Annotated in this window: 17 protein-coding genes; 4 read left to right on the plus strand and 13 right to left on the minus strand. The window is 36.4% G+C overall.

From position 1 onward, the window contains the following. The first annotated feature begins 5 nt into the window (after positions 1–5). Complete coding sequence (locus tag O0955_RS01795; protein WP_269425814.1) at positions 6–1,883, plus strand: hypothetical protein; 1,878 nt, start codon at positions 6–8, stop codon at positions 1,881–1,883. A gap of 51 nt (positions 1,884–1,934) precedes the next feature. Here the strand turns inward: O0955_RS01795 and O0955_RS01800 are convergent, their stop codons facing one another. The 3 genes from O0955_RS01800 to O0955_RS01810 are packed head-to-tail and all read right to left on the minus strand — an operon-like array spanning position 1,935 to position 5,168. Next, positions 1,935–3,077, minus strand: a complete 1,143-nt coding sequence (locus O0955_RS01800) for an ABC transporter permease (RefSeq protein WP_269425815.1) — start codon at positions 3,075–3,077, stop codon at positions 1,935–1,937. Continuing rightward, positions 3,077–4,213, minus strand: coding sequence for a glycosyltransferase family 2 protein (locus tag O0955_RS01805; protein ID WP_269425816.1), 1,137 nt, complete (start codon positions 4,211–4,213; stop codon positions 3,077–3,079). The genes O0955_RS01800 and O0955_RS01805 overlap by 1 nt, the downstream gene beginning before the upstream one ends. After that, positions 4,191–5,168: a lysylphosphatidylglycerol synthase transmembrane domain-containing protein gene (locus tag O0955_RS01810; RefSeq protein ID WP_269425817.1), complete on the minus strand. Its 978-nt coding sequence runs from the start codon at positions 5,166–5,168 to the stop codon at positions 4,191–4,193. The genes O0955_RS01805 and O0955_RS01810 overlap by 23 nt, the downstream gene beginning before the upstream one ends. Before the next feature lie 41 nt (positions 5,169–5,209). Here O0955_RS01810 and ruvC point away from each other — a divergent pair, with 41 nt between their 5' ends. After that, the gene (gene ruvC, locus O0955_RS01815; protein ID WP_269425818.1) at positions 5,210–5,797 is read left to right on the plus strand and encodes a crossover junction endodeoxyribonuclease RuvC; all 588 of its coding nucleotides are present in this window, start codon (positions 5,210–5,212) and stop codon (positions 5,795–5,797) included. A 106-nt stretch (positions 5,798–5,903) separates the two neighbouring features. Here the strand turns inward: ruvC and O0955_RS01820 are convergent, their stop codons facing one another. The 10 genes from O0955_RS01820 to O0955_RS01865 all read right to left on the minus strand — a co-directional run bounded on the left by O0955_RS01820 (position 5,904) and on the right by O0955_RS01865 (position 14,214). Then, positions 5,904–6,791 carry a DUF4349 domain-containing protein gene (locus O0955_RS01820; RefSeq protein ID WP_269425819.1) on the minus strand — a complete coding sequence of 296 codons (888 nt, stop codon included), beginning with the start codon at positions 6,789–6,791 and terminating at the stop codon, positions 5,904–5,906. A 231-nt stretch (positions 6,792–7,022) separates the two neighbouring features. Beyond that, positions 7,023–7,238: a hypothetical protein gene (locus O0955_RS01825; protein WP_269425820.1), complete on the minus strand. Its 216-nt coding sequence runs from the start codon at positions 7,236–7,238 to the stop codon at positions 7,023–7,025. 59 nt (positions 7,239–7,297) lie between these two features. Beyond that, complete coding sequence (locus O0955_RS01830) at positions 7,298–8,065, minus strand: 5'-nucleotidase, lipoprotein e(P4) family (RefSeq protein ID WP_269425821.1); 768 nt, start codon at positions 8,063–8,065, stop codon at positions 7,298–7,300. A gap of 167 nt (positions 8,066–8,232) precedes the next feature. Next, a complete protein-coding gene (gene atpG, locus O0955_RS01835) occupies positions 8,233–9,120 on the minus strand; it encodes an ATP synthase F1 subunit gamma (RefSeq protein ID WP_269425822.1) in 888 nt (295 codons plus the stop codon). Positions 9,121–9,199: 79 nt separating this feature from the next. Continuing rightward, on the minus strand, positions 9,200–10,774 hold the full coding sequence (atpA, locus tag O0955_RS01840; protein ID WP_269425823.1) for a F0F1 ATP synthase subunit alpha: 1,575 nt from the start codon (positions 10,772–10,774) through the stop codon (positions 9,200–9,202). Positions 10,775–10,843: 69 nt separating this feature from the next. Next, a complete protein-coding gene (atpH, locus tag O0955_RS01845; protein WP_269425824.1) occupies positions 10,844–11,383 on the minus strand; it encodes an ATP synthase F1 subunit delta in 540 nt (179 codons plus the stop codon). Between the two features lie 79 nt (positions 11,384–11,462). Continuing rightward, positions 11,463–11,957: a F0F1 ATP synthase subunit B gene (locus tag O0955_RS01850; protein ID WP_269425825.1), complete on the minus strand. Its 495-nt coding sequence runs from the start codon at positions 11,955–11,957 to the stop codon at positions 11,463–11,465. Between the two features lie 92 nt (positions 11,958–12,049). Continuing rightward, positions 12,050–12,262, minus strand: coding sequence for an ATP synthase F0 subunit C (gene atpE / locus O0955_RS01855; RefSeq protein ID WP_025144011.1), 213 nt, complete (start codon positions 12,260–12,262; stop codon positions 12,050–12,052). A gap of 42 nt (positions 12,263–12,304) precedes the next feature. Beyond that, positions 12,305–13,441, minus strand: coding sequence for a F0F1 ATP synthase subunit A (atpB, locus tag O0955_RS01860; protein ID WP_269425826.1), 1,137 nt, complete (start codon positions 13,439–13,441; stop codon positions 12,305–12,307). Between the two features lie 548 nt (positions 13,442–13,989). After that, on the minus strand, positions 13,990–14,214 hold the full coding sequence (locus tag O0955_RS01865; protein ID WP_269425827.1) for an AtpZ/AtpI family protein: 225 nt from the start codon (positions 14,212–14,214) through the stop codon (positions 13,990–13,992). A 166-nt stretch (positions 14,215–14,380) separates the two neighbouring features. Between O0955_RS01865 and porW the strand changes: the two genes are divergently transcribed. Then, positions 14,381–17,125 carry a type IX secretion system periplasmic lipoprotein PorW/SprE gene (gene porW, locus O0955_RS01870; RefSeq protein WP_269425828.1) on the plus strand — a complete coding sequence of 915 codons (2,745 nt, stop codon included), beginning with the start codon at positions 14,381–14,383 and terminating at the stop codon, positions 17,123–17,125. A gap of 171 nt (positions 17,126–17,296) precedes the next feature. Continuing rightward, the gene (locus O0955_RS01875; RefSeq protein WP_269425829.1) at positions 17,297–19,516 is read left to right on the plus strand and encodes a transglycosylase domain-containing protein; all 2,220 of its coding nucleotides are present in this window, start codon (positions 17,297–17,299) and stop codon (positions 19,514–19,516) included. Positions 19,517–19,619: the final 103 nt, after the last annotated feature.

Consider the following 19,619-nt stretch of genomic DNA (forward strand, 5'->3'; position numbering starts at 1 on the left):
ATAAGATGAAAAATATAATATTCATATTAATGCTTTGTTTTACAACAAGCTTATGTCTTGGGCAGGATTATAATAGATTAGCTGAAAGCGCAGCAAGAGAACAGAAAATAACAACCAAAGAGCTAAAAACTTTTAAAGAAAAATACATCTTATCATTAAAAAAGGCAATAAACAATAACAAATTATATCAACCGCCTCTATTAAGAGAAGCTGATATATGTGATGATGGTGGATTTGAAATTAAGAATTTTTCTAATTGGACCTGGAAAATGGTAGATAATAGAAAGGTTGGTAATGCAATTGTATTTAATGCTAATGAAAGTGGCACAGGCACATTACACACTTCTGCAATCACATCCACAACAGCACTTTCACAATGGGAAATTGTTTCAACTGGTTACGATGATTTATTTCCGGCATTACCAAAAGTTCACTCAGGAAACAGGGCTCTTAAATTAGGAAGAAAAGAAGGAACAGGTATTTTACCTTATTGTAGTGCAGAATCTATAGATAAAACTGTTACAATTACAGCCGCTAATTCACAACTCACTTTTTGGTATGCCTTAGTACTACAAGACCCTTTCACAAGTGCAAATTCACATACTGCTGGCCAGGCTCCTGCCTTTGGAGTGAGGGTAAAATCGGGATCAACCTCCTATGTTCCTATATTACCTGCTATAACAGGTGCATCAACAACACCCATTGAAGCACTTAATAATCCTTTTCTTTTAAGTGGAATGCCACCTCCGTACACAGAATCAATTGCAATGAGGCCATGGACTTGTGGAAGAGTTGATTTATCGGGATATATAGGACAAACCATTACAATAGAGTTTATTGTTAACGACTGCACTCATGCCGGACATTTTGGCTATGCCTATTTAGATGATATTTGCATGGGATGCCAAAATTCTGATATGGGAGATGCAAGTTTACAAGCAATTTCGAAAGACTGTGGACCAAGTGCTTCAGTATCTGGCTCATATTCTTTACCTCATAATTCTACCAGTGCAGGTACATTAACATCATTGCAAGCATCGCTTTATCAAAATGGCCTTCCTGTTACTGGTCAAACAGTACAAATTCCGTCAGGTAATATCAATACGGTGACTAAAACTTTTTCATTCCCGATGTCACTGTTCAGCAGCGTTCCAGCGGGAAATTATGATATTGTAATTAAGGCAACTTTCCTGTTTTTAGCTAATCCTATCGTTACTACTTCTACTAACAGTGGTGTAATTGCAGGCATAAATAATGATTGGAAGTCAATTTGCCAGGTAAATTCTTGCTGTCAAAACACCTTAAAAATGGTAACTCCTGTATCTGTACCGCCCAGTTATCCCTATAACGGAGGAACTTATAGCGTAGAATACTATAATATTACAGCCCCTTCAAATGTCCCTATTACCGAAATAAAAGTAGAAGTTACCAGTTTTGAGTGGTTAGATGGCCTTGAAGACTGTAAACAATGTCAGATAAGAACCAGTAACCTTGGTTCCATTTTTGGAGGAGTAAGTGTTGGAGGAGTTTTAAATGGTCCCGCCATTCAACCCTATGGAAATGGTACCGCAATTACCTCTAATAATAACGAAGTGATATTTTCATTTCCTAATGGTAAAATTTTAAATGCAGGAGATTATTTGAGGTTAACTTATATTTTACCTCCTGAGAAGAATTTATCATGTTGCCAGACAAAAGCAAGGGTATGCCGAAAAATTACCTGGAGAGATATTAATTGTAATTACTGTGAAGTTTATGATTGTTCGACTATTGATTTAAAGAATAAATCAGAATTGAAACCAGGCGCTCCCTTACCAGATCTTTTAATGCTTTATCTAAATTCTAGAGGAATTTTCGCAACTGGACATGCTGATGGATTTTAAGCTGTTTTAATCTAACCAGAAACCTGGCACCATATAGCTGGGTTTCTGGTTTTAAACCGTTACATTTTGCCCTTTAACGTCAAAAGCATCACGCAAACCGATGGCCAAAACATTAAAGGCATAAACCGTAAACATAATGGCTAAGCCTGGTAAAACGGCTAAATAAGCTGCATCCATAATAATATAGCCGTAGTGTTCTTTAATCATACCACCCCAGCTTGGCATCGGAGGTTGTGCACCAAAACCTAAAAAGCTTAATCCGGTTTCCAACAAAATGGCTGAAGCAAAATTAGAAGAGGCTACCACTAAAATTGGTCCCGCAATATTGGGTAAAATGTGTTTTATAATGGTTCGTGAAGTACTAAAACCTAAAGCCCTTGAAGCCTCTACAAACTCTACTTCTTTTAAACCCATCACCTGGCCTCTAACCAGTCTTGCTACATCAACCCAGGTAGATAAACCTACAGCGATAAAGATTTGCCAAAAGCCTTTTCCCAGGGCAAAAGAAATTGCTATAACCAATAATAGCGATGGAAGCGACCAAACCACATTCATAAACCAGCTGATTGCGGCATCTACCCTACCACCAAAATACCCGGCAATGGCACCTAAACTTACCCCAATAAATAACGAAATTAATACAGCCATAAGGCCAACAGATAAAGAAACCCGGATACCTAAAATTAAACGGCTTAACAGGTCTCTTCCATAAATATCTGTTCCTAAAAGAAATTTTTGGTTGTATATATTATGTTGCTCAAAAAGCGTTTGGGTATTGCCCAATTTTGAAGGCAGCATACAGTTACTGCATAATTCTCTAAGATCGTATTTGGTTTCTTCTGCCTTTTCATCTTCACCAATATATTCACGAACCAGTACCTGATCGTTTACAATTCGCCAGGAAGTAATTGGAATGCTTTTAAAATTTGGTTCCCGTCCATAAAACATTCTTTCAAAAAAACCAGCTTCTTTCACTTTATCATTTTTACTGATGATGAGGAATTGAAAAGACCTGCCCGGTTTTTTATTGCTGAGTTGCAGATGCATTACATTTGCATTAGGAGAATCATCAGGCATAATCAGATAGCCTAAAATACCCATCAGCATTAATAGCAGAATAAATATAAGACCCGCAAAAGCGAATTTATTCCGCTTAAACTTTAACCAAACTTTTTTTGATGGGCTATTATCCATTATCTAACCATCCTGCCTTTCCAGTTGTATTTTCCGCTATTTCCGGCAATGCCGATGTAGACCATGTATAAGATATGCAGTACATTTAAAACAGGAATTAAAATCAATAACTTTCTTCTTCTGGCAAATCCGGTTACATCCCATAAAAATAAGGTTTCTAAAAACATTTTTACGATCAATTGCCAGAAAACAACAGGTAAAAATCCGGTGATAAATAATCCGATGACAAAATTAGCCAGCATACTTACATTAAAAAGCCAGATTAATACGCCCAGCACAATAATGCCTTTGTTTTTATAACGGGTACTTTTAGATGCCCAGCGTCTTCTTTGCTGGATAAATGCATTTAAATTTTCTTTGGCATGCGTATACACAATAGCCTCTCTGTTTTTAAGAAAACCAATGCGGTCAGGGTATTTAGAAGCTATTTTGTGCAGCAACAATTCATCATCTCCAGAAGCCAGATCATCGATTCCTTTAAATCCACCTACCTCATAAAAGGTTTCTTTTTCGTAGGCAAGGTTGGCTCCATTACAGGTAGAAGGCTGTTTATTTCCAATGGTAGATGCTCCAAGACCGATTAAATACAGAAATTCCAGAGATTGCAATCTTTCAAAAAAACTTTTTTCTTCAAAATAAGCAACCGGCGAAGAAATCATTTTATATCCTTTTTCTTCATATAAACCAACAACCGTTTCCAGCCATTTCGGTCCCATCCGGCAGTCTGCATCGGTTGTAATAATTAAATCTCCTTTACAGGTACTGATTGCGGTTTGAATGGCTTTCTTTTTATAAGAATTTAATGCCCGGTCTTCGTTTAATTTAATGAGTTGTACGTTCCGGCTGGCATAACTTAAAACAATTTCAGCCGTACGATCTGTAGAATGGTCATCAATAATAACAATTTCTGTCAGGTCTTTTGGATACCCCTGCGCAAGCAAATCCTCAATGGTTTTGGCAATTTTATCTTCCTCGTCACGGGCAGCAACAATAATGGATACCCTGGTTTTTGGTTCATTATTTTGTGACTGAAAATAAATGAGTTTATGCCAGCCACGGATAAAGCTGATCACTAAAAAACCATAAATTAAGGTTAATGCAGCGGAAAGTAGACTAATTAGATTTAAGATTGCCAAAAAAGTTAAGTTTAAAAACGAAATAAGTGCCTAATATAGCAGGAATTATAATATTTATGAGCCAAATGCTCGCTGTACATGCAATAACCGCCGCATGCTGATCGGTAATGTGTTTAAATAACTCTACGGCGGTTACGCTCCGGATCCCTACATCGAACAAATCTAAGGATGGTAGCGCAGACTGAATCAGAAACAAAATACAAATCATCATTACAATATCTGCATGGTGCAATCCAGGAACCAGCCAGACAAAGAGAATAAAATACTGAGAACTAAACACCAGATAACGGGCAAAACAGTAAGCCAGTATTTTAAGAAGTTCGGCTTTTTTATATCTCGCCAGTACGCTGTAAAATTTCTTATATTTTCGGGTAAATTTTATAGATAAAAGGATCCCGTTAAGCCATTTGATATTGAAATAAAATACAATAAAAAAGAAGCAAAAAGCAATGGCCAGTATCACAATGGCACTAAAAAACAAGGGATCAACGGGAATAAAGCGGTGCACAAAAAAACATGCCGCTATAGCCCCAAATACATTGGTTAAAACCATTTGCCCGATATTACCAACAGCCATGGCCACTACACCGATAATGCGGCGTTTTGGAGATAAGAAAAATACCCTGCCGCCATATTCGCCCAAACGATTGGGGGTAAAAATGGCTAGTGTTAACCCGCAAAAAACAGATTCTATTGCCCGCCACAAAGAAATTTTTTCTATATGGCTCATCAATCTTTTCCACTTTACAGCTTCTAAAAACCAGTTAAAAAGCATCAGCAAAACAACTACCCCAATAACCAGGCTTATTTCTACTGTTCCAATATTATGCAGCAGTTCGGCAAAATTATTCAGGTTTTTATTTGCAACCAGCTTATGATAAATAAACCAGAACGCAAATACAACGATTGCTGCTTTTATTAGAATTGAAAGTATTTTTTTATTCCTGTCCGTCAAGATTATCTTTTTAGTTTGCAAATATGCTTAATATTGCTGTAATGTTGAACGAAAAAAAGGAACGGATCATTATGGGCATAGACCCCGGTACGGCGGTAATGGGTTATGGCGTAATTTTGGAGAAAGGAAATAAGACCGAATTATTAAGCTTGGGTGTGGTTAAAATGACACATCTGGATGATCCATTTTTAAAACTTCAACGGATATTTGAAAAAACAGTTGTTTTAATTGACCAATACAAACCGGATGTTTTAGCCATTGAAGCGCCTTTTTACGGCAAAAACATACAGGTGCTTTTAAAATTAGGGCGTGCGCAGGGAATTGCGATAGCGGCTGCCCTGTCCAGAAATATCTCCGTTACCGAATATTCTCCCCGAAAGATTAAACAATCCATTACAGGCAGCGGCAATGCGACTAAAGAGCAGGTTGCGGCAATGTTGCAAAGGTTATTGAACTTTAAAGAAACCCCGGAATTTTTAGATGCTACCGATGGTTTAGCGGTTGCAGTTTGTCATTCTTTTCAAAAGATAACCTCCGGCGGCAAATCCAAAACCTATTCTGGTTGGGAATCTTTTGTGAGTGATAATAAAACCAAGGTTAAAGGTTTGGCAGCTAAAGTTAAAAAGTAAAATTATTAAAATGATTATTACGAAGTACAAGACAACCTTAATGTGCTTTTATATATAAGCCCTTAATAAAGATTGCCTTGTATCCGCAATGATGGAAAATTTAATATTACCGAGGATTATTATCTATTAAATCTTTTGTAGCGGCTTCTACAGCAAGTTTATTTTTCCTGATAAAATATTTGATGATAAAGAATGTGGCGACACCCAACACAACCAGCATCCATAAATTGGAAACCGCAATGATGATTTCTTTAAAAATTGTCCATCCGTTTACAATGCCCAGCCAAAGTCTTTTCCCAAAGGCCGGACGGTAATCGTATAAATTATCGTTGGCTACAATCATGGTTTTAACTGTATTGTCCTGATAAAAGTTAAGGGTAATGGTACTGAATTTTACCCGGCTATCGATTTGTACATTCTCAACTTTTTTATCTACGTAATCATCTTTGATGGTCAGAGCAGATTCGACATTTGCACTTTTTTTATTGGCAACTTTGTTGATTCTGGTTATTGCATCCACCCGGTTTTGAGCTTTTAGCCTGTTGGATAAATAAGTAATGCTTTGATCATCCATTTTCATGGACTGATGATCGACAAAGACCGCCATTTTTGCAATTGTATTGGTAAAATCGTCAAGTTTTTCAGAAGGAACTTTTGCAACTAAATAGCCATCGGTACGATACGAAGTAATTTCTTTTAAAGAATCTGTTGACTCTTTTACCTTATCTGTTTCCTGAATGTTGCTTTCGATGGAAAACTCGGCAACAGTACCACCTTCGCTTTTTATGGCTGCACTTAACTGTTCTTTTGTGTTCTGAACATCTTTGACTCTAAACCGCATATCTGCAGTTTTAATAATTTTAGGTGCTGCGGTATCCGCTGAAACCGTATCAGCAACTTCAGCCTTTTCAGCACTTGCGTAATCTGCTTTTTGGCTGTTTTGGCAGCCAAAAAAAGTTACAACTATGGCAATAGCAATAATATTCCTTTTCATGATTCTGAGGTTCTAAAAAATTAATCATTTTTAAATATTTGCTTCAAATGGCCATTAGAAGTTCAGCGTTTGGTTAGTCTTAACGCTGTATTTTACCTTAATACCACAATTGTATTTAGGTAACCCAAATAATTAAATATCTATATACAGATGCACGCCAGCGAAAAATTCCATAAAAAAGCCGGTCATGATTAAACATGACCGGCTTCTATATCCAGAGAGAAAATATGCTTATGCGTCTAAAATTTTGAATACACCTTTAATGCAAATAATTGAACCAATGAAAAGTATAATCCACGAAACTAGAGATAAAACCCACGAATCAAAAGCAAAACGAGCATAAGTACCAACCATACAAACCAGTACTCCAAAAATCATTAATTTATAAATACCCGGCTCATTAGCCTTTTTCATGCTCTCTGTATTGTGTTTTAATTCGTTTTCCATAATTGTTTTATTTTATGATGCTGCAAAAGTAATACTTATTGCTGAATAATTATAACTCCTTAGTAACTTTTTAATCGTTCTAATCTCTGTTTTGCTTTATCCTGATCACTCAGTTTTTCACCCTGATACAAAGGTTTTTCCCAATCGCCATACATTGGATTTGGCAATACAATATATTTTGTACCAAACCAGGTTTGATTTTCATTCACCTGCTCAAAAGTGTCTTTACCTTCACGATAAAAAATATTCGAAAAATCACTTAAATTATCTCCGCAAAGCAACAGAATATTATATTTTTCTGCAACATTTTGTCTTCTTGGTTCTTTATTTGAAGTTCCTTTCGAAACCATTAAATGTGCTTCATCGGCATAAGGGAAACCAAATTTCTGCAAATTTTTCAGGGTTGCACTATAATCCTTTTCATCACGGTTACTCAGGTAAATGGTTTCGATATTTTTGCTTGCGGCAAATTTTAAAAAAGCCAGGGCACCCGGAACGGTATCGGCCTGTACCAGGTTTGTCCATTCAGTCCAGTCTTCCGGAATATAACTCGCCTCTTTCTTTATTTCATGTCCCTGAAAGGCCGAATTATCTAAAACGGTTTCATCAATATCTACAATAACGCAATTGGGTTTAGTTGTTTTAACTTCCCAAAGCGCTTCTTTTAAGGATAAGCGTGCAAAGTTATAGGCTTGAAAACATAAGGCCCTGTACTCGCCCGAACGTTGTTGCCAAAGCACAGCATTAGTATAATCTCTGGCAGGAGATTGTGCAAGGCTAAAAAGCGGGGCAGCAAAGCAGAAAATAACGAATATATATTTTTTCATGTTTTAAAATTAGAAGCACAAAGATAGGGCTTGAATCCTAACTTTCTGTCATTTTGTGGTATGAAGCAATCGCTATAAAAAACAAAAAGCCCATCTCAATTAAGAAATGGGCTATGATTATTTTAATTACAGACATCGGACTAAAAACTTCCGCCTCCTGACTTTTTCTATCCGTTCAATGCTGCTGCACCACTTACAATTTCGGTTAACTCGGTTGTAATTGCTGCCTGACGGGCCTGATTGTATGAAAGTTTCAACGCTTTCAATAATTCACCGGCATTTTCAGTTGCTTTATCCATTGATGTCATACGTGCGCCATGCTCAGATGCGTGAGAATCTAAAACGGCTTTGTATAACTGTATTTTAATTGATTTAGGAATTAATTCAGAAACGATCTCTTCTTGTGAAGGTTCTAAAATGTAATCAACGTTAGTTGTTTTTGCATTTGTAACCACCGGATCTTCAGTTTTTGCTAAAGGCAATAACTGTTCTGAAGTAATAATTTGTACTGCGGCATTTTTAAACTGGTTGTAAACCACTTCAACTTTATCAAATTCGCCCTTAATAAAACCGGCCATAATGGTGTCGGTAATTTTAGTTACGTTTTCAAAAGTTAAATCAGCATATACCTCGTTATTGTTTCCAATAATGTTGTACTTACGTTTTTCGTAAAAATCCTGTGTTTTCTTACCGATTGAGATAATGCTCACGTTACCGTTTTTTAACTGCTCCGCATATTTCTCAGCAATTAAATTATTGGCCGCTTTAATTACGTTCATGTTAAAAGCACCTGCCAAACCACGGTTTGATGATACGGTAACAATTAACACCTTATTAGGCTCACGTTCCTGAATAAAAGGTGACGAAGAACCTTCTAAACTTGCAGATAGATTACCTAAAATCTCTTTAAGTTTAGTAGCATAAGGACGCAAAGCGATAATTGCATTGGTAGCACGTTTCAACTTAGCTGCCGAAACCATTTTCATAGCTTTGGTAATTTGCTGCGTTGATTGTACTGATGCAATCCGGTTTCTTACTTCTTTTAAATTAGCCATTCTTTATTATAGTCTTCAGCCTTTAGTCTCAAGTCCAAAGTCGACTGGCGACTGCGGACTTAAGACCCGGGACTAAATATTAATATTTACTTGAAATTTCTTTTGCAACTGTATCTAAAACACCTGTAATGGCATCATCAAATTTACCAGCTTTTAATGCGGCTAAAGTTTCAGGATGACGCATTTCTAATTGCGTTAAATATTCAGTTTCAAATTCTTTTACTTTATTAACCGGCACATTACGCATTAAGTTTTTAGTACCTGCGTAAACAATTGCAACTTGTTTCTCAACCGTAAATGGAGAGAATTGCGCTTGTTTTAACATTTCTACGTTACGTACACCTTTATCTAATACAGATTTTGTTGCAGCATCTAAATCAGAACCAAATTTAGAGAATGCTTCTAACTCACGGTATTGTGCCTGATCTAATTTTAAAGTACCGGCAACTTTTTTCATCGATTTAATCTGAGCGTTACCACCTACACGTGATACCGAGATACCTACGTTAATAGCCGGACGAATACCTGCGTTAAACAAGTTAGACTCTAAGAAAATCTGACCATCTGTAATCGAGATTACGTTGGTTGGAATATAAGCAGATACGTCACCAGCCTGAGTTTCGATAATTGGTAATGCAGTTAATGAACCACCACCTTTAACAATCCCTCTGATCGATTCTGGTAAATCGTTCATTGCTTGTGCAATCTCATCATTAGAGTTGATCTTCGCAGCTCTTTCCAATAAACGACTGTGTAAATAGAATACGTCACCTGGATAAGCTTCACGGCCCGGTGGACGACGAAGTAATAATGATACTTCACGGTAAGCTACAGCTTGTTTAGATAAATCATCATAAACAATTAAAGCTGGTCTTCCAGTATCACGGAAAAACTCACCAATTGCAGCACCTGCAAATGGTGCATAAAACTGCATTGGAGCAGGATCAGCAGCCGAAGCAGCAACAACAACTGTATATGGTAAAGCGCCATTTTCTTCCAATGTACGTACAATGTTTGCTACAGTAGAGTTTTTCTGACCGATAGCAACATAAATACAGAACACAGGCTGACCTGCTTCATAAAATTCTTTTTGGTTGATAATGGTATCAATACAAACGGCAGTTTTACCAATCTGACGGTCACCGATAACCAACTCACGTTGTCCACGACCGATTGGAATCATTGCATCAATTGCTTTAATACCGGTTTGTAAAGGCTCATTTACCGGCTGACGATAAATTACACCCGGAGCTTTACGCTCTAAAGGCATTTCGTAAGTTTCGCCTAAGATTGGACCTTTACCATCTAAAGGCTCACCTAAAGTGTTTACTACACGACCAAGCATACCTTCACCAACTTTAATAGAGGCAATTTTTTTGGTACGTTTAATTGTATCCCCTTCTTTGATCTCGTCTGAAGCACCCAAAAGTACCACACCCACGTTATCTTCTTCAAGGTTTAATACAATGCCTTGCAGGCCGTTCTCAAATTCAACCAGCTCACCCGATTGAACTTTAGTTAAACCGTAAACACGGGCAATACCGTCGCCTACTTGCAACACGGTACCAACTTCCTCCAGTTCGGTTTCTGATTTGAAGCCCGCCAATTGCTGTCTGATAATTGCCGATACTTCGTCTGGTCTTACCTCTACCATAATTTTACTTTATATCTTTTTGTAAATGTAAATCTTGTATTCTATTTTGTTTAGCTCAATATGCAATGCTTATTGTGCAAATTCTTTTTTCAGTTTACTTAAACCGCTGGCAATACTTGCATCAAATTGCTTATCGCCAACTTTAAGAATAAAACCACCAATTAGTTTTTCGTTAATTTTTTCGTTAACGATAACCTGGTTGGCACCTAATTCTTTTTTAACTATTGCAATGATCTGATCTTTAGCTGCCGCACTTAAAGCACTTGCAGTAGTTACATCAGCAGTAACAATACCTTTTATTAAATTATATTGTTGTATAAACTGTTTAGCTGTTGCAAATAATATTGCTGAACGGCCTTTATTAACAACAATCGTGAAAAAAGATATGGTTAACTTACCTACTTTATCAGCAAAAATACCGTTCAAAATACCAGTCTTTTTGTCTAAAGGTACAATAGGGTTTTTCAATATCGCTTCCAGTTCAGGGGTTTCATCAACCACTTTTTCAAAAAGAACCATATCATTATAAGACGCTTCTAACGCGTTGTTTTCAACGGCTAAGTCTATTAATGATTTGGCGTATCTGCTTGCAACTTTAATTTCTGACATAAATTTTAGTTATGCGACATGAGATGTGAGATAGGAGAAACCAAATCGTTCTCAAATCTAACGTCTCAAATCTAATGTCTTAGTTTAGTTCAACGTCTTTTAACAAGTTAGCAACTAAGGCTTCCTGTTTTGTTTTATCATCCAACTGAGTACGTAAAACGCGTTCAGCAATTTCTAACGATAACGAAGAAACCTGATCTTTAACTTCGGCTAAAGCAGCTTTCTTTTGGTTTTCGATTTCGATTTTAGCTTTCTCAATTAGTTTAGAACCTTCTACCTGAGCTTGTTTTTTAGCTTCGTTAAGGATGCTATCTTTAAGGGTTTTAGCTTCCTTCAAAATTTCATCACGCTCTGCACGGGCTTGTTGCATTAAATCCTGATTTTGAGCCGTTAAACGAGCCATTTCCTGTTTAGCCAATTCAGCTTTGTTAAGCGCCTCATCAATGCTTTGCTCACGTTCGTGAATAGCTCCTAAAATAGGTTTCCATGCAAATTTTCTAAGTAATATCAATAAGCAAATGAACGCTATCGCTGTCCAAAAAACCAATCCTATGCCTGGGGTTACTAATTCCATTTTATCTAATTTTTTTAATCTTAATCTTGTTAATAAGATCGGGTAAATAACCAATCGTTAAATACCCAATCTAATTTTTTCAGTTTGAATTATTAACCGTTTAAGCCTAATAATGCAACTACCACACCGAATAAAGCAGCACCCTCAATAAGGGCAGCAGCGATAATCATTGCAGTCTGAATTTTTGATGCAGCTTCTGGCTGACGAGCAATACCTTCCATTGCTTTACCACCTACTTGACCGATACCAATACCAGCACCGATTACTGCTAAACCGGCACCAATTGCCGCGATTGAACCTACCATAACTAATTTAATTTATATTAATTTGTAAAAAATAGTTTTCTGTTAATGATGCTCTTCTACTGCCATACCAATAAATAAAGCAGTAAGTAATGTAAAAATAAAGGCCTGTAAAAATGCTACCAGTAATTCTAACACATCCATAAATAATACGAATGCTACAGAAACCGGAGCGATAGCCAATGTTTCGAAAATAAATATTAAGGAAATTAAACTTAATACAATAATGTGACCGGCTGTAATGTTCGCAAATAAACGAATCATTAAGGCGAATGGTTTAGAGATAATACCAATCAACTCTACAGGAATCATAATAGGATATAACCAAAATGGCACATCTGGTTTGAAAATATGCTTCCAATAGTACTTATTACCATTAATATTTACAATAATTAAAGTACCCAAAGCCATAACAAAAGTTAAAGCAATGTTACCGGTTACGTTGGCACCTCCCGGGAAAATTGGAACTAAACCTAATAAGTTGTTAAACCAGATAAAGAAAAATACGGTTAACAGGTAAGGCATAAACTTAGCATATTTATGTCCGATGTTTGGTTTTGCAATGTCATCTCTTACAAAAACAATAATAGGCTCGATAAGCGATTGCAAACCTTTAGGTGCTTTACCTACACGTTTTTTATATGAACCAGCAACGGAGATAAACACAATAAGGATTAACAAAATTGCCACAAACATGGCTGCAACGTTTTTAGTGATAGAGAAATCAAGTACGGTTTTACTTACAGCTTCGTCAACCTGACCATTTGCGCCAATAACCTTAACCTTATCCTCTACTAATCTGTAGGTATTAAAGTTTCCTTTATAATCTTCTTCACCATGGTGAAAATGACCAGAAGAAAAAACCTCTAAACCATTAGATGTATACAAAATTACAGGAAGGGGTAAAGAAGTGTGACCCCACAGATGCCACATATGCGAATCCGCAATGTGTTCCATAATTACTTTAGTTGGCTCAAACTTTTCTTTGCCATGCGCTGTTTTACCTTCTGCATGTTCGCCTGAAACCGCTTCAGTAGTTTTAACAACAGCAGTATCTACTGGTTTAATACTGGTATCAGTCTGAGCAAAAGCAGTGGCTTTAACAGACAAAAACGCGATTAAAAGCGTAAAAACAACAATTAGCCTTTTAACTTTCGACACAAAAACTTGGTTACAATCCATTTATTGGCAGTTTTTTACTTTAAATTTTGGTGGCGCAAGTTACGTAACAAACAGTAAATTTCAAAGGCCGTAAACAATAAATATAAAGAAAAAAAATTTAGAAGAAATACAAGCCCTATTCCCTTCGCTTTTATACTGTAAATCAATACAAAAGCCATACAAAAAATCATCTTCACCGCAATTGATCCCATAATTGCCATTACACCCATCTCCGGATCTCTTTTAACACCTATATCAACAAGAATATAAGCGATATAAGTTATGCCGGCCAAAAAGCCAAACATGACCCAAAAGTTGGGCACAAATAACTGTATGCCTGTAAATAAAGATGGTAAAACAGCAACGATACCGATTAATAAGCCGGTGAAAATAAAATAGAAACTGGTAAATTTGGCTAGAGTCAAACTAAATAATTCTTTTCAATATTATAAAACGCTGCAAAGATAGGGTTTTACCATCAAGTGCCAAGTATCCGTTTTATAAAATAAACCACTTTAAATCAACAGCTAACAAAGTGCTGAAGCATTTAAAATATTTACGCTTTATAATTACCCTTTTGTAGCCTGCCTAATGGCCTGATATAAAGCAATGCCAACACCAAGCAACCCAAATATTGCTGTAAATATTTGTAGCTTACCACTTCTGTTCTGATCAATTTTATAGCCTATAAAAGTTAGTAAACCAATAGTAGCAATCATTTGGAAACCAATGGCAGAATATTTGGCTGCACTGTTAAGCTTTTTACCTGTATTTTCTTCTTTCGGATTTTCCATTTTAATGCAATAATTAAATTAACTTTGAATAATTAATATTTGTTGCCAAATAAAATAATTTTGCATACTTTTTGTTTAATGTATACACTAAAGAGATTTTTTATACTTGAAAAATAACGCCAACAAAACCTTTCATCCTATACTTCTTTGTTTTGCATTGCTATTTATGTATAGCTGTATAACGCCTAAAGATACTGCCATAAGCCGTAAGATGCAAAACTTAACTGCCAGGTATAACTATATATATAACTCAAATGTTTTACTTACAGACTATAATGAAGGTTTAGCACAAACTTATAGTGATAATTATGAAAAAGTTTTGCCTGTTTACCTTGATCCTGAACCACAGGTTAATTTAGTGTTAACCCCAGGCATTTCTAATAGACAGCTGGATGACGTGATTCATAAAGGGCAGGCTGTTATTAATGATAAGAGCTTTAGTAATTATATAGATGATGCTTATATGCTTTTAGGCCGGGCAAATTATTTAAAAGGCAATTACTTTATCGCCTCAGAATATTTTGATTATACCGCAAAAACCTATAATAATAATTTAAAAACATACATCATGGCTTTAAACTGGAAAGCCAGAAGCCAGATGGAGCTTAATAATTTAAGCAAAGCAGATTTGATTTTAGATACGATGTTGCGTGCAGCAGATTTATTAAAGAAGGATCTTGCCGAACCTTTAGCAACAACTGCTCAAATGCGTATTTATCAAAAACGCTATAAAGAAGCCATGTTATTGCTCGAGGCTGCCATTAAAGCACCTAGCGAAACTCAACAACGCGTTCGCTGGAGGTTTATCCTTGCTCAGTTACAGGAAAAGGAAAATAATTTGCAGGATGCTTATCTTAATTTCACCAAAGTAGAAAAAAGTAATGCGCCTTTTGAAATGTATTTTCATGCCAACTTAAACCGCATTAAACTAAAAGCTTTACTGGGTGGCGAAAAATTAAATAAAGAGCAACAATTGCTGGCTTTACTAAAAGATGATAAGAATTCGGATTACGTCGACCAGATTTATTACCAGGTGGGTGAATTATTTTCTGCAGAAGGCGATTACGTTAAAGCAGAAGAAAACTATCAGAAATCTATTAAAAACAGCAGCCGCAATCAAAACCAGAAGGCCCTGTCCTATCTAAAAATTGCCGACCTGAACTTTAAACAGTTTAACAACTATGTGAAGGCCAAACTGTATTATGATAGTACGGCGATGATTTTGCCTAAAAATTTCCCTGATTACGACAACATTGTTAAAAAGGCACATAATCTTCAATACTTAACGGACAGGTACACCATAATATCTACAGAAGATACCTTACAAACCATTGCTAAATTACCAGCATCAGAACATGAGGCCAAAATTAAATCGTGGTTAACGCCCATGGTTAAACGAACTAATTTAGGTACTGCCAGCAGTGGTTCAACATTTGTAAATGATCCGGATTTCCCTAATGAGCCATCAAAAGCCAACACAACGACTTCAGGATTTGGCAATACCTTTTATTTTAACAATACAACGGCTGTAAGTAATGGCTTTGGCGAGTTTAGAAAACGCTGGGGTACCCGGTCTTTAGAGGATAACTGGCGTCAAAGTGTTCGCTCTGCAGCACAAGAAAACAACCAGGTTTTGGCAGGTGGAAATGTAGCTAATGGCACTACAACTAATACCGATCCGAATGCGCAGACAGGAAATGATCAAACTGCTTTAGAAAAACAGTATCTGGATGCTTTACCACTAAACGCTGATTTATTGGCAAAGTCTAATCAAAAAATCATTGATGCGTATTTTGAAATTGCCAGTTTTTACCAGCAGGAATTAAATGATAAAGCAGAGGCAAATAAAGTTTACCTGGAACTATTAAAACGTTTCCCGGATAATAACCATTTAGCTGCCGTTTATTATAGTTTGTTTTTAAATAGCCAGGGCGTAAATCAGGCCCAGGCCGAAGAATATAAACAATTGGTATTAACCAAATTTCCAAACTCAAGCTTTGCGAAGACAATTTTAGATCCGTCTTATTCAGCAAAACAAAACCAGTTGGAAAACATGGCCAACAACAACTACAACCTTGCTTTTGATAGTTATTTAAAGAAAGATTACAGCAGTGTAATTAAGCAGTCAAATGATAACATTGCTGCATTCCCGGATAATGATCTGGCCCCTCAATATGCTTATTTAAAAGCTATAGCGGTAGGCCGTACTTCAAAAGTAGATGCTTTACTAACCGAGTTTAATGCCATAAATACACTTTATCCAAACGATGTAATTATTACCCCTTTGGTTAGAGATCATTTGAAATATATTGAGGCTAATCTGGATGAATTTAAACAGCGGAAATTTGCCCTGATTGATTTTGATCCAAATGAACCAAGGTTTGTAAGCCAGGCTACGTCGACAGAAGCACCGGCAAAACCGATTAACCCGGATATTAATGCCGCTACTGAGGTCAAAAAAGCAGAAAAACCGATTGAAAATCCTGTTGTTAAAGCACCGGAGAAAGTGGATAACATAAAAACACCGGACGCTAAACCAGTCAGTATATTTAGTTTGGCAACATCTGAAACTTATTACTTTGTAATTGATGTTGCTGATGCTTCATTAACATTAAGTTCTTCAAGGTTTGGTATCGGACAGTTTAACCGTGGTAATTATCCCGAGAATGATTTAGCCCATAAACTGGTTGAACTGGATCAGGATCAGTTAATTTATGTGACCAGCTTTATTGATTTGGAAGATGCTAAAATATACGAAGAAAGCATTAAAAACCATTTAAAAAGCATTATGAAAGTACCCGCAGGCACCTATAAAAGCTTTATCATTAGTAAAGAAAATTTTGAAAAGCTAACAGACCGGGCACGTATTAATGAATATATTGAGTTTTATAAAAGCAATTATAACAATTAGGCAAAATCTGAATTAACCACTTCTAAAAAAGTTACATAAAGTTTAAGATTCATAATCTGACAACAATAAATAAAGGTTTAGCATATTAACTTCTTATTTTTGTTGTTTCTAAGTTTAAAAAACGATTGCCATTACAAATTGCGTTTTGGTCATTGAATAAAATACATTAAAATGAATAAATCCCTTTCTAAAGAAGATATAAAAAGATATAGCCTGCGAATCTGGAAGATTGTAATTGGTGGCATTGCTTTATTTGCCATTTTTATTTCTTTGATTGGTGTTGGTGTATTCGGCGAATTACCATCTTTCAGGGATATAGAACATCCTAAAAGCAATCAGGCATCTGAAATTATCGCTGATGATGGCCGTACACTGGGAACTTATTTCGTTCAAAACAGATCGAATGTTGCCTATAAAGACATTTCGAAAAATGTAATAAATGGTCTTATCGCGACAGAAGATACCCGCTTTAAAGAACATTCGGGTATAGATTTTAAACGTACCTTTTCAATTATACTTTATAACCTCGTTGGAAAAAAACAAGGTGCAAGTACCATTACGCAACAGTTGGCTAAAAATCTTTTCCCCAGGGAAAACAACCTTAACTTTTTCACTTTGGTGTTAACCAAGTTTAAAGAATGGATTGTAGCCGTAAAACTGGAAAGAAATTATACGAAGGAAGAAATTATCACCATGTATTTAAACACGGTTGATTTTGGTAACCAGGCTTATGGAATTAAATCGGCTGCCCGAGTTTATTTCAATACAAGCCCGGATAAATTAAACCTGACAGAAGCGGCTACTTTAGTGGGGATGCAGAAAGGAATTACCATGTATTCGCCTACCCGCCACCCCGAACGTTCAAAAGCCCGGAGAAACACGGTATTATCCATGATGGTAAAATCAGATTTCATTACCCAGCAGGAATTTGAAAAACAAAAAGAAAAACCACTCGATTTACATTTTAATGCCGCTACGGTTAACGATGGTATCGCTCCTTATTTCCGTTCTGTATTAAAAAATGATATTAAAACCATTTTTCAGGAGCAATCTATTACTAAACCAGATGGAACCCCATACGATCTGGATCGTGACGGATTAAAAATTTATACTACCATAAACTACGAGATGCAGGTTTATGCAGAGGAGGCTCAAAAAGAATACATGAAAATTTTGCAGCAACAGTTTATAAACAGCTGGAAAGGCCGCAATCCTTTTAAAGATAAAACCCTGCAAATTGAACAAGGCATAAAAAGATCAGATCGTTATAAATCGCTAAAGTTAGAAGGTAAATCTGAAGAAGATATCCGTAAAGACTTTAACACCCCTACCGAATTGACCATTTTTACCTGGAAAGGAAATATCGATACCACTATGAAACCTATTGATTCTGTAAGGTATTACAAAATGCTTTTGCGTAATGCCATGATGACCATGGACCCGACAAACGGACATGTAAAAGCATGGGTTGGGGGTATTAATTACGAGCACTTTAAATATGATCAGGTAAAAATGGGCACCAGGCAGGTTGGATCGACTGCAAAACCATTTACCTATGCAGTTGCAATTGAGAATGGTTATTCACCTTGTTTTACGGTTCCTAACGTACCGGTTACCATTGATGGCTATGGTACACCGTGGACACCAAAATCTTCCGGAACCTTACAAGGCACTTTAACCTTACAGAAAGCACTGGCCTATTCGCAAAATTACATTACCGCTTATGTAATGAAACAGGTTGGTCCGGTTGCCGTGTCTGCTTTAGCCACTAAAATGGGCATACCAAATGTTCCTGCTTATCCTTCTATTGCATTAGGTTCATTTGATGCCTCGGTTTATAATATGGTGGGTGCTTATGGTGCTTTTGCAAATAAAGGTTATTATACCCAGCCGATTTACCTTTTACGGATTGAAGATAAAAATGGTGTTGTGCTTTATTCTAAAAAAGCAATTCCGAAGCCGGTAATGAGTGAAGAAGTTGCGTATGTGATGACGCGTATGCTTAAAGGAGTAATTACAAACGGAACAGGTTCCAGACTAAATTATAAATATAAAATTAATGCACCAATTGGAGGTAAAACGGGTACCACTCAAAATAACTCCGACGGTTGGTTTATGGCCATTACACCACAGCTGGTTACCGGCATCTGGACGGGTTGTGAAGACCGGGCATTTCACTTTATAAGTACCAGAGAAGGTGAAGGTGCCAATACTGCACTTCCAATTTTTGCAGGTTTTATAAAACGGGTTTATGCAAATCCGGCTTTAAAAATAAGTCATGCAGACTTTGAAGCTCCAAAAACACCAAAAACCATCACTTTTGATTGTAATGAGTACCAACAGCAGGAAGATGGCACTAAAACTGAGCTTGATGAAAAACTGGGATTTTAATCCTTTAGATTTTTGTTAGAAGCTGAAAATATAAAAAGTCCACAATCCATTTTAAATATGGGTTGTGGATTTATAGCTATATCGGTTTTGGATATTCAAAATG

Source organism: Pedobacter punctiformis (assembly GCF_027213715.1).
GTDB classification, from domain to species: domain Bacteria; phylum Bacteroidota; class Bacteroidia; order Sphingobacteriales; family Sphingobacteriaceae; genus Pedobacter; species Pedobacter punctiformis.

What these genes read in the sequence shown, in the direction of transcription:
- O0955_RS01875 (WP_269425829.1), top strand. Translation starts at nt 17,297, where the DNA reads ATGAATAAATCCCTTTCTAAAGAAGATATAAAAAGATATAGCCTGCGA.
- atpG (WP_269425822.1), bottom strand. Translation starts at nt 9,120, where the DNA reads ATGGCTAATTTAAAAGAAGTAAGAAACCGGATTGCATCAGTACAATCA.
- atpE (WP_025144011.1), bottom strand. Translation starts at nt 12,262, where the DNA reads ATGGTAGGTTCAATCGCGGCAATTGGTGCCGGTTTAGCAGTAATCGGT.
- ruvC (WP_269425818.1), top strand. Translation starts at nt 5,210, where the DNA reads ATGTTGAACGAAAAAAAGGAACGGATCATTATGGGCATAGACCCCGGT.
- O0955_RS01850 (WP_269425825.1), bottom strand. Translation starts at nt 11,957, where the DNA reads ATGGAATTAGTAACCCCAGGCATAGGATTGGTTTTTTGGACAGCGATA.
- porW (WP_269425828.1), top strand. Translation starts at nt 14,381, where the DNA reads ATGTATAGCTGTATAACGCCTAAAGATACTGCCATAAGCCGTAAGATG.
- O0955_RS01795 (WP_269425814.1), top strand. Translation starts at nt 6, where the DNA reads ATGAAAAATATAATATTCATATTAATGCTTTGTTTTACAACAAGCTTA.
- atpB (WP_269425826.1), bottom strand. Translation starts at nt 13,441, where the DNA reads ATGGATTGTAACCAAGTTTTTGTGTCGAAAGTTAAAAGGCTAATTGTT.
- atpH (WP_269425824.1), bottom strand. Translation starts at nt 11,383, where the DNA reads ATGTCAGAAATTAAAGTTGCAAGCAGATACGCCAAATCATTAATAGAC.
- O0955_RS01820 (WP_269425819.1), bottom strand. Translation starts at nt 6,791, where the DNA reads ATGAAAAGGAATATTATTGCTATTGCCATAGTTGTAACTTTTTTTGGC.
- O0955_RS01830 (WP_269425821.1), bottom strand. Translation starts at nt 8,065, where the DNA reads ATGAAAAAATATATATTCGTTATTTTCTGCTTTGCTGCCCCGCTTTTT.
- O0955_RS01865 (WP_269425827.1), bottom strand. Translation starts at nt 14,214, where the DNA reads ATGGAAAATCCGAAAGAAGAAAATACAGGTAAAAAGCTTAACAGTGCA.
- atpA (WP_269425823.1), bottom strand. Translation starts at nt 10,774, where the DNA reads ATGGTAGAGGTAAGACCAGACGAAGTATCGGCAATTATCAGACAGCAA.
- O0955_RS01825 (WP_269425820.1), bottom strand. Translation starts at nt 7,238, where the DNA reads ATGGAAAACGAATTAAAACACAATACAGAGAGCATGAAAAAGGCTAAT.
- O0955_RS01800 (WP_269425815.1), bottom strand. Translation starts at nt 3,077, where the DNA reads ATGGATAATAGCCCATCAAAAAAAGTTTGGTTAAAGTTTAAGCGGAAT.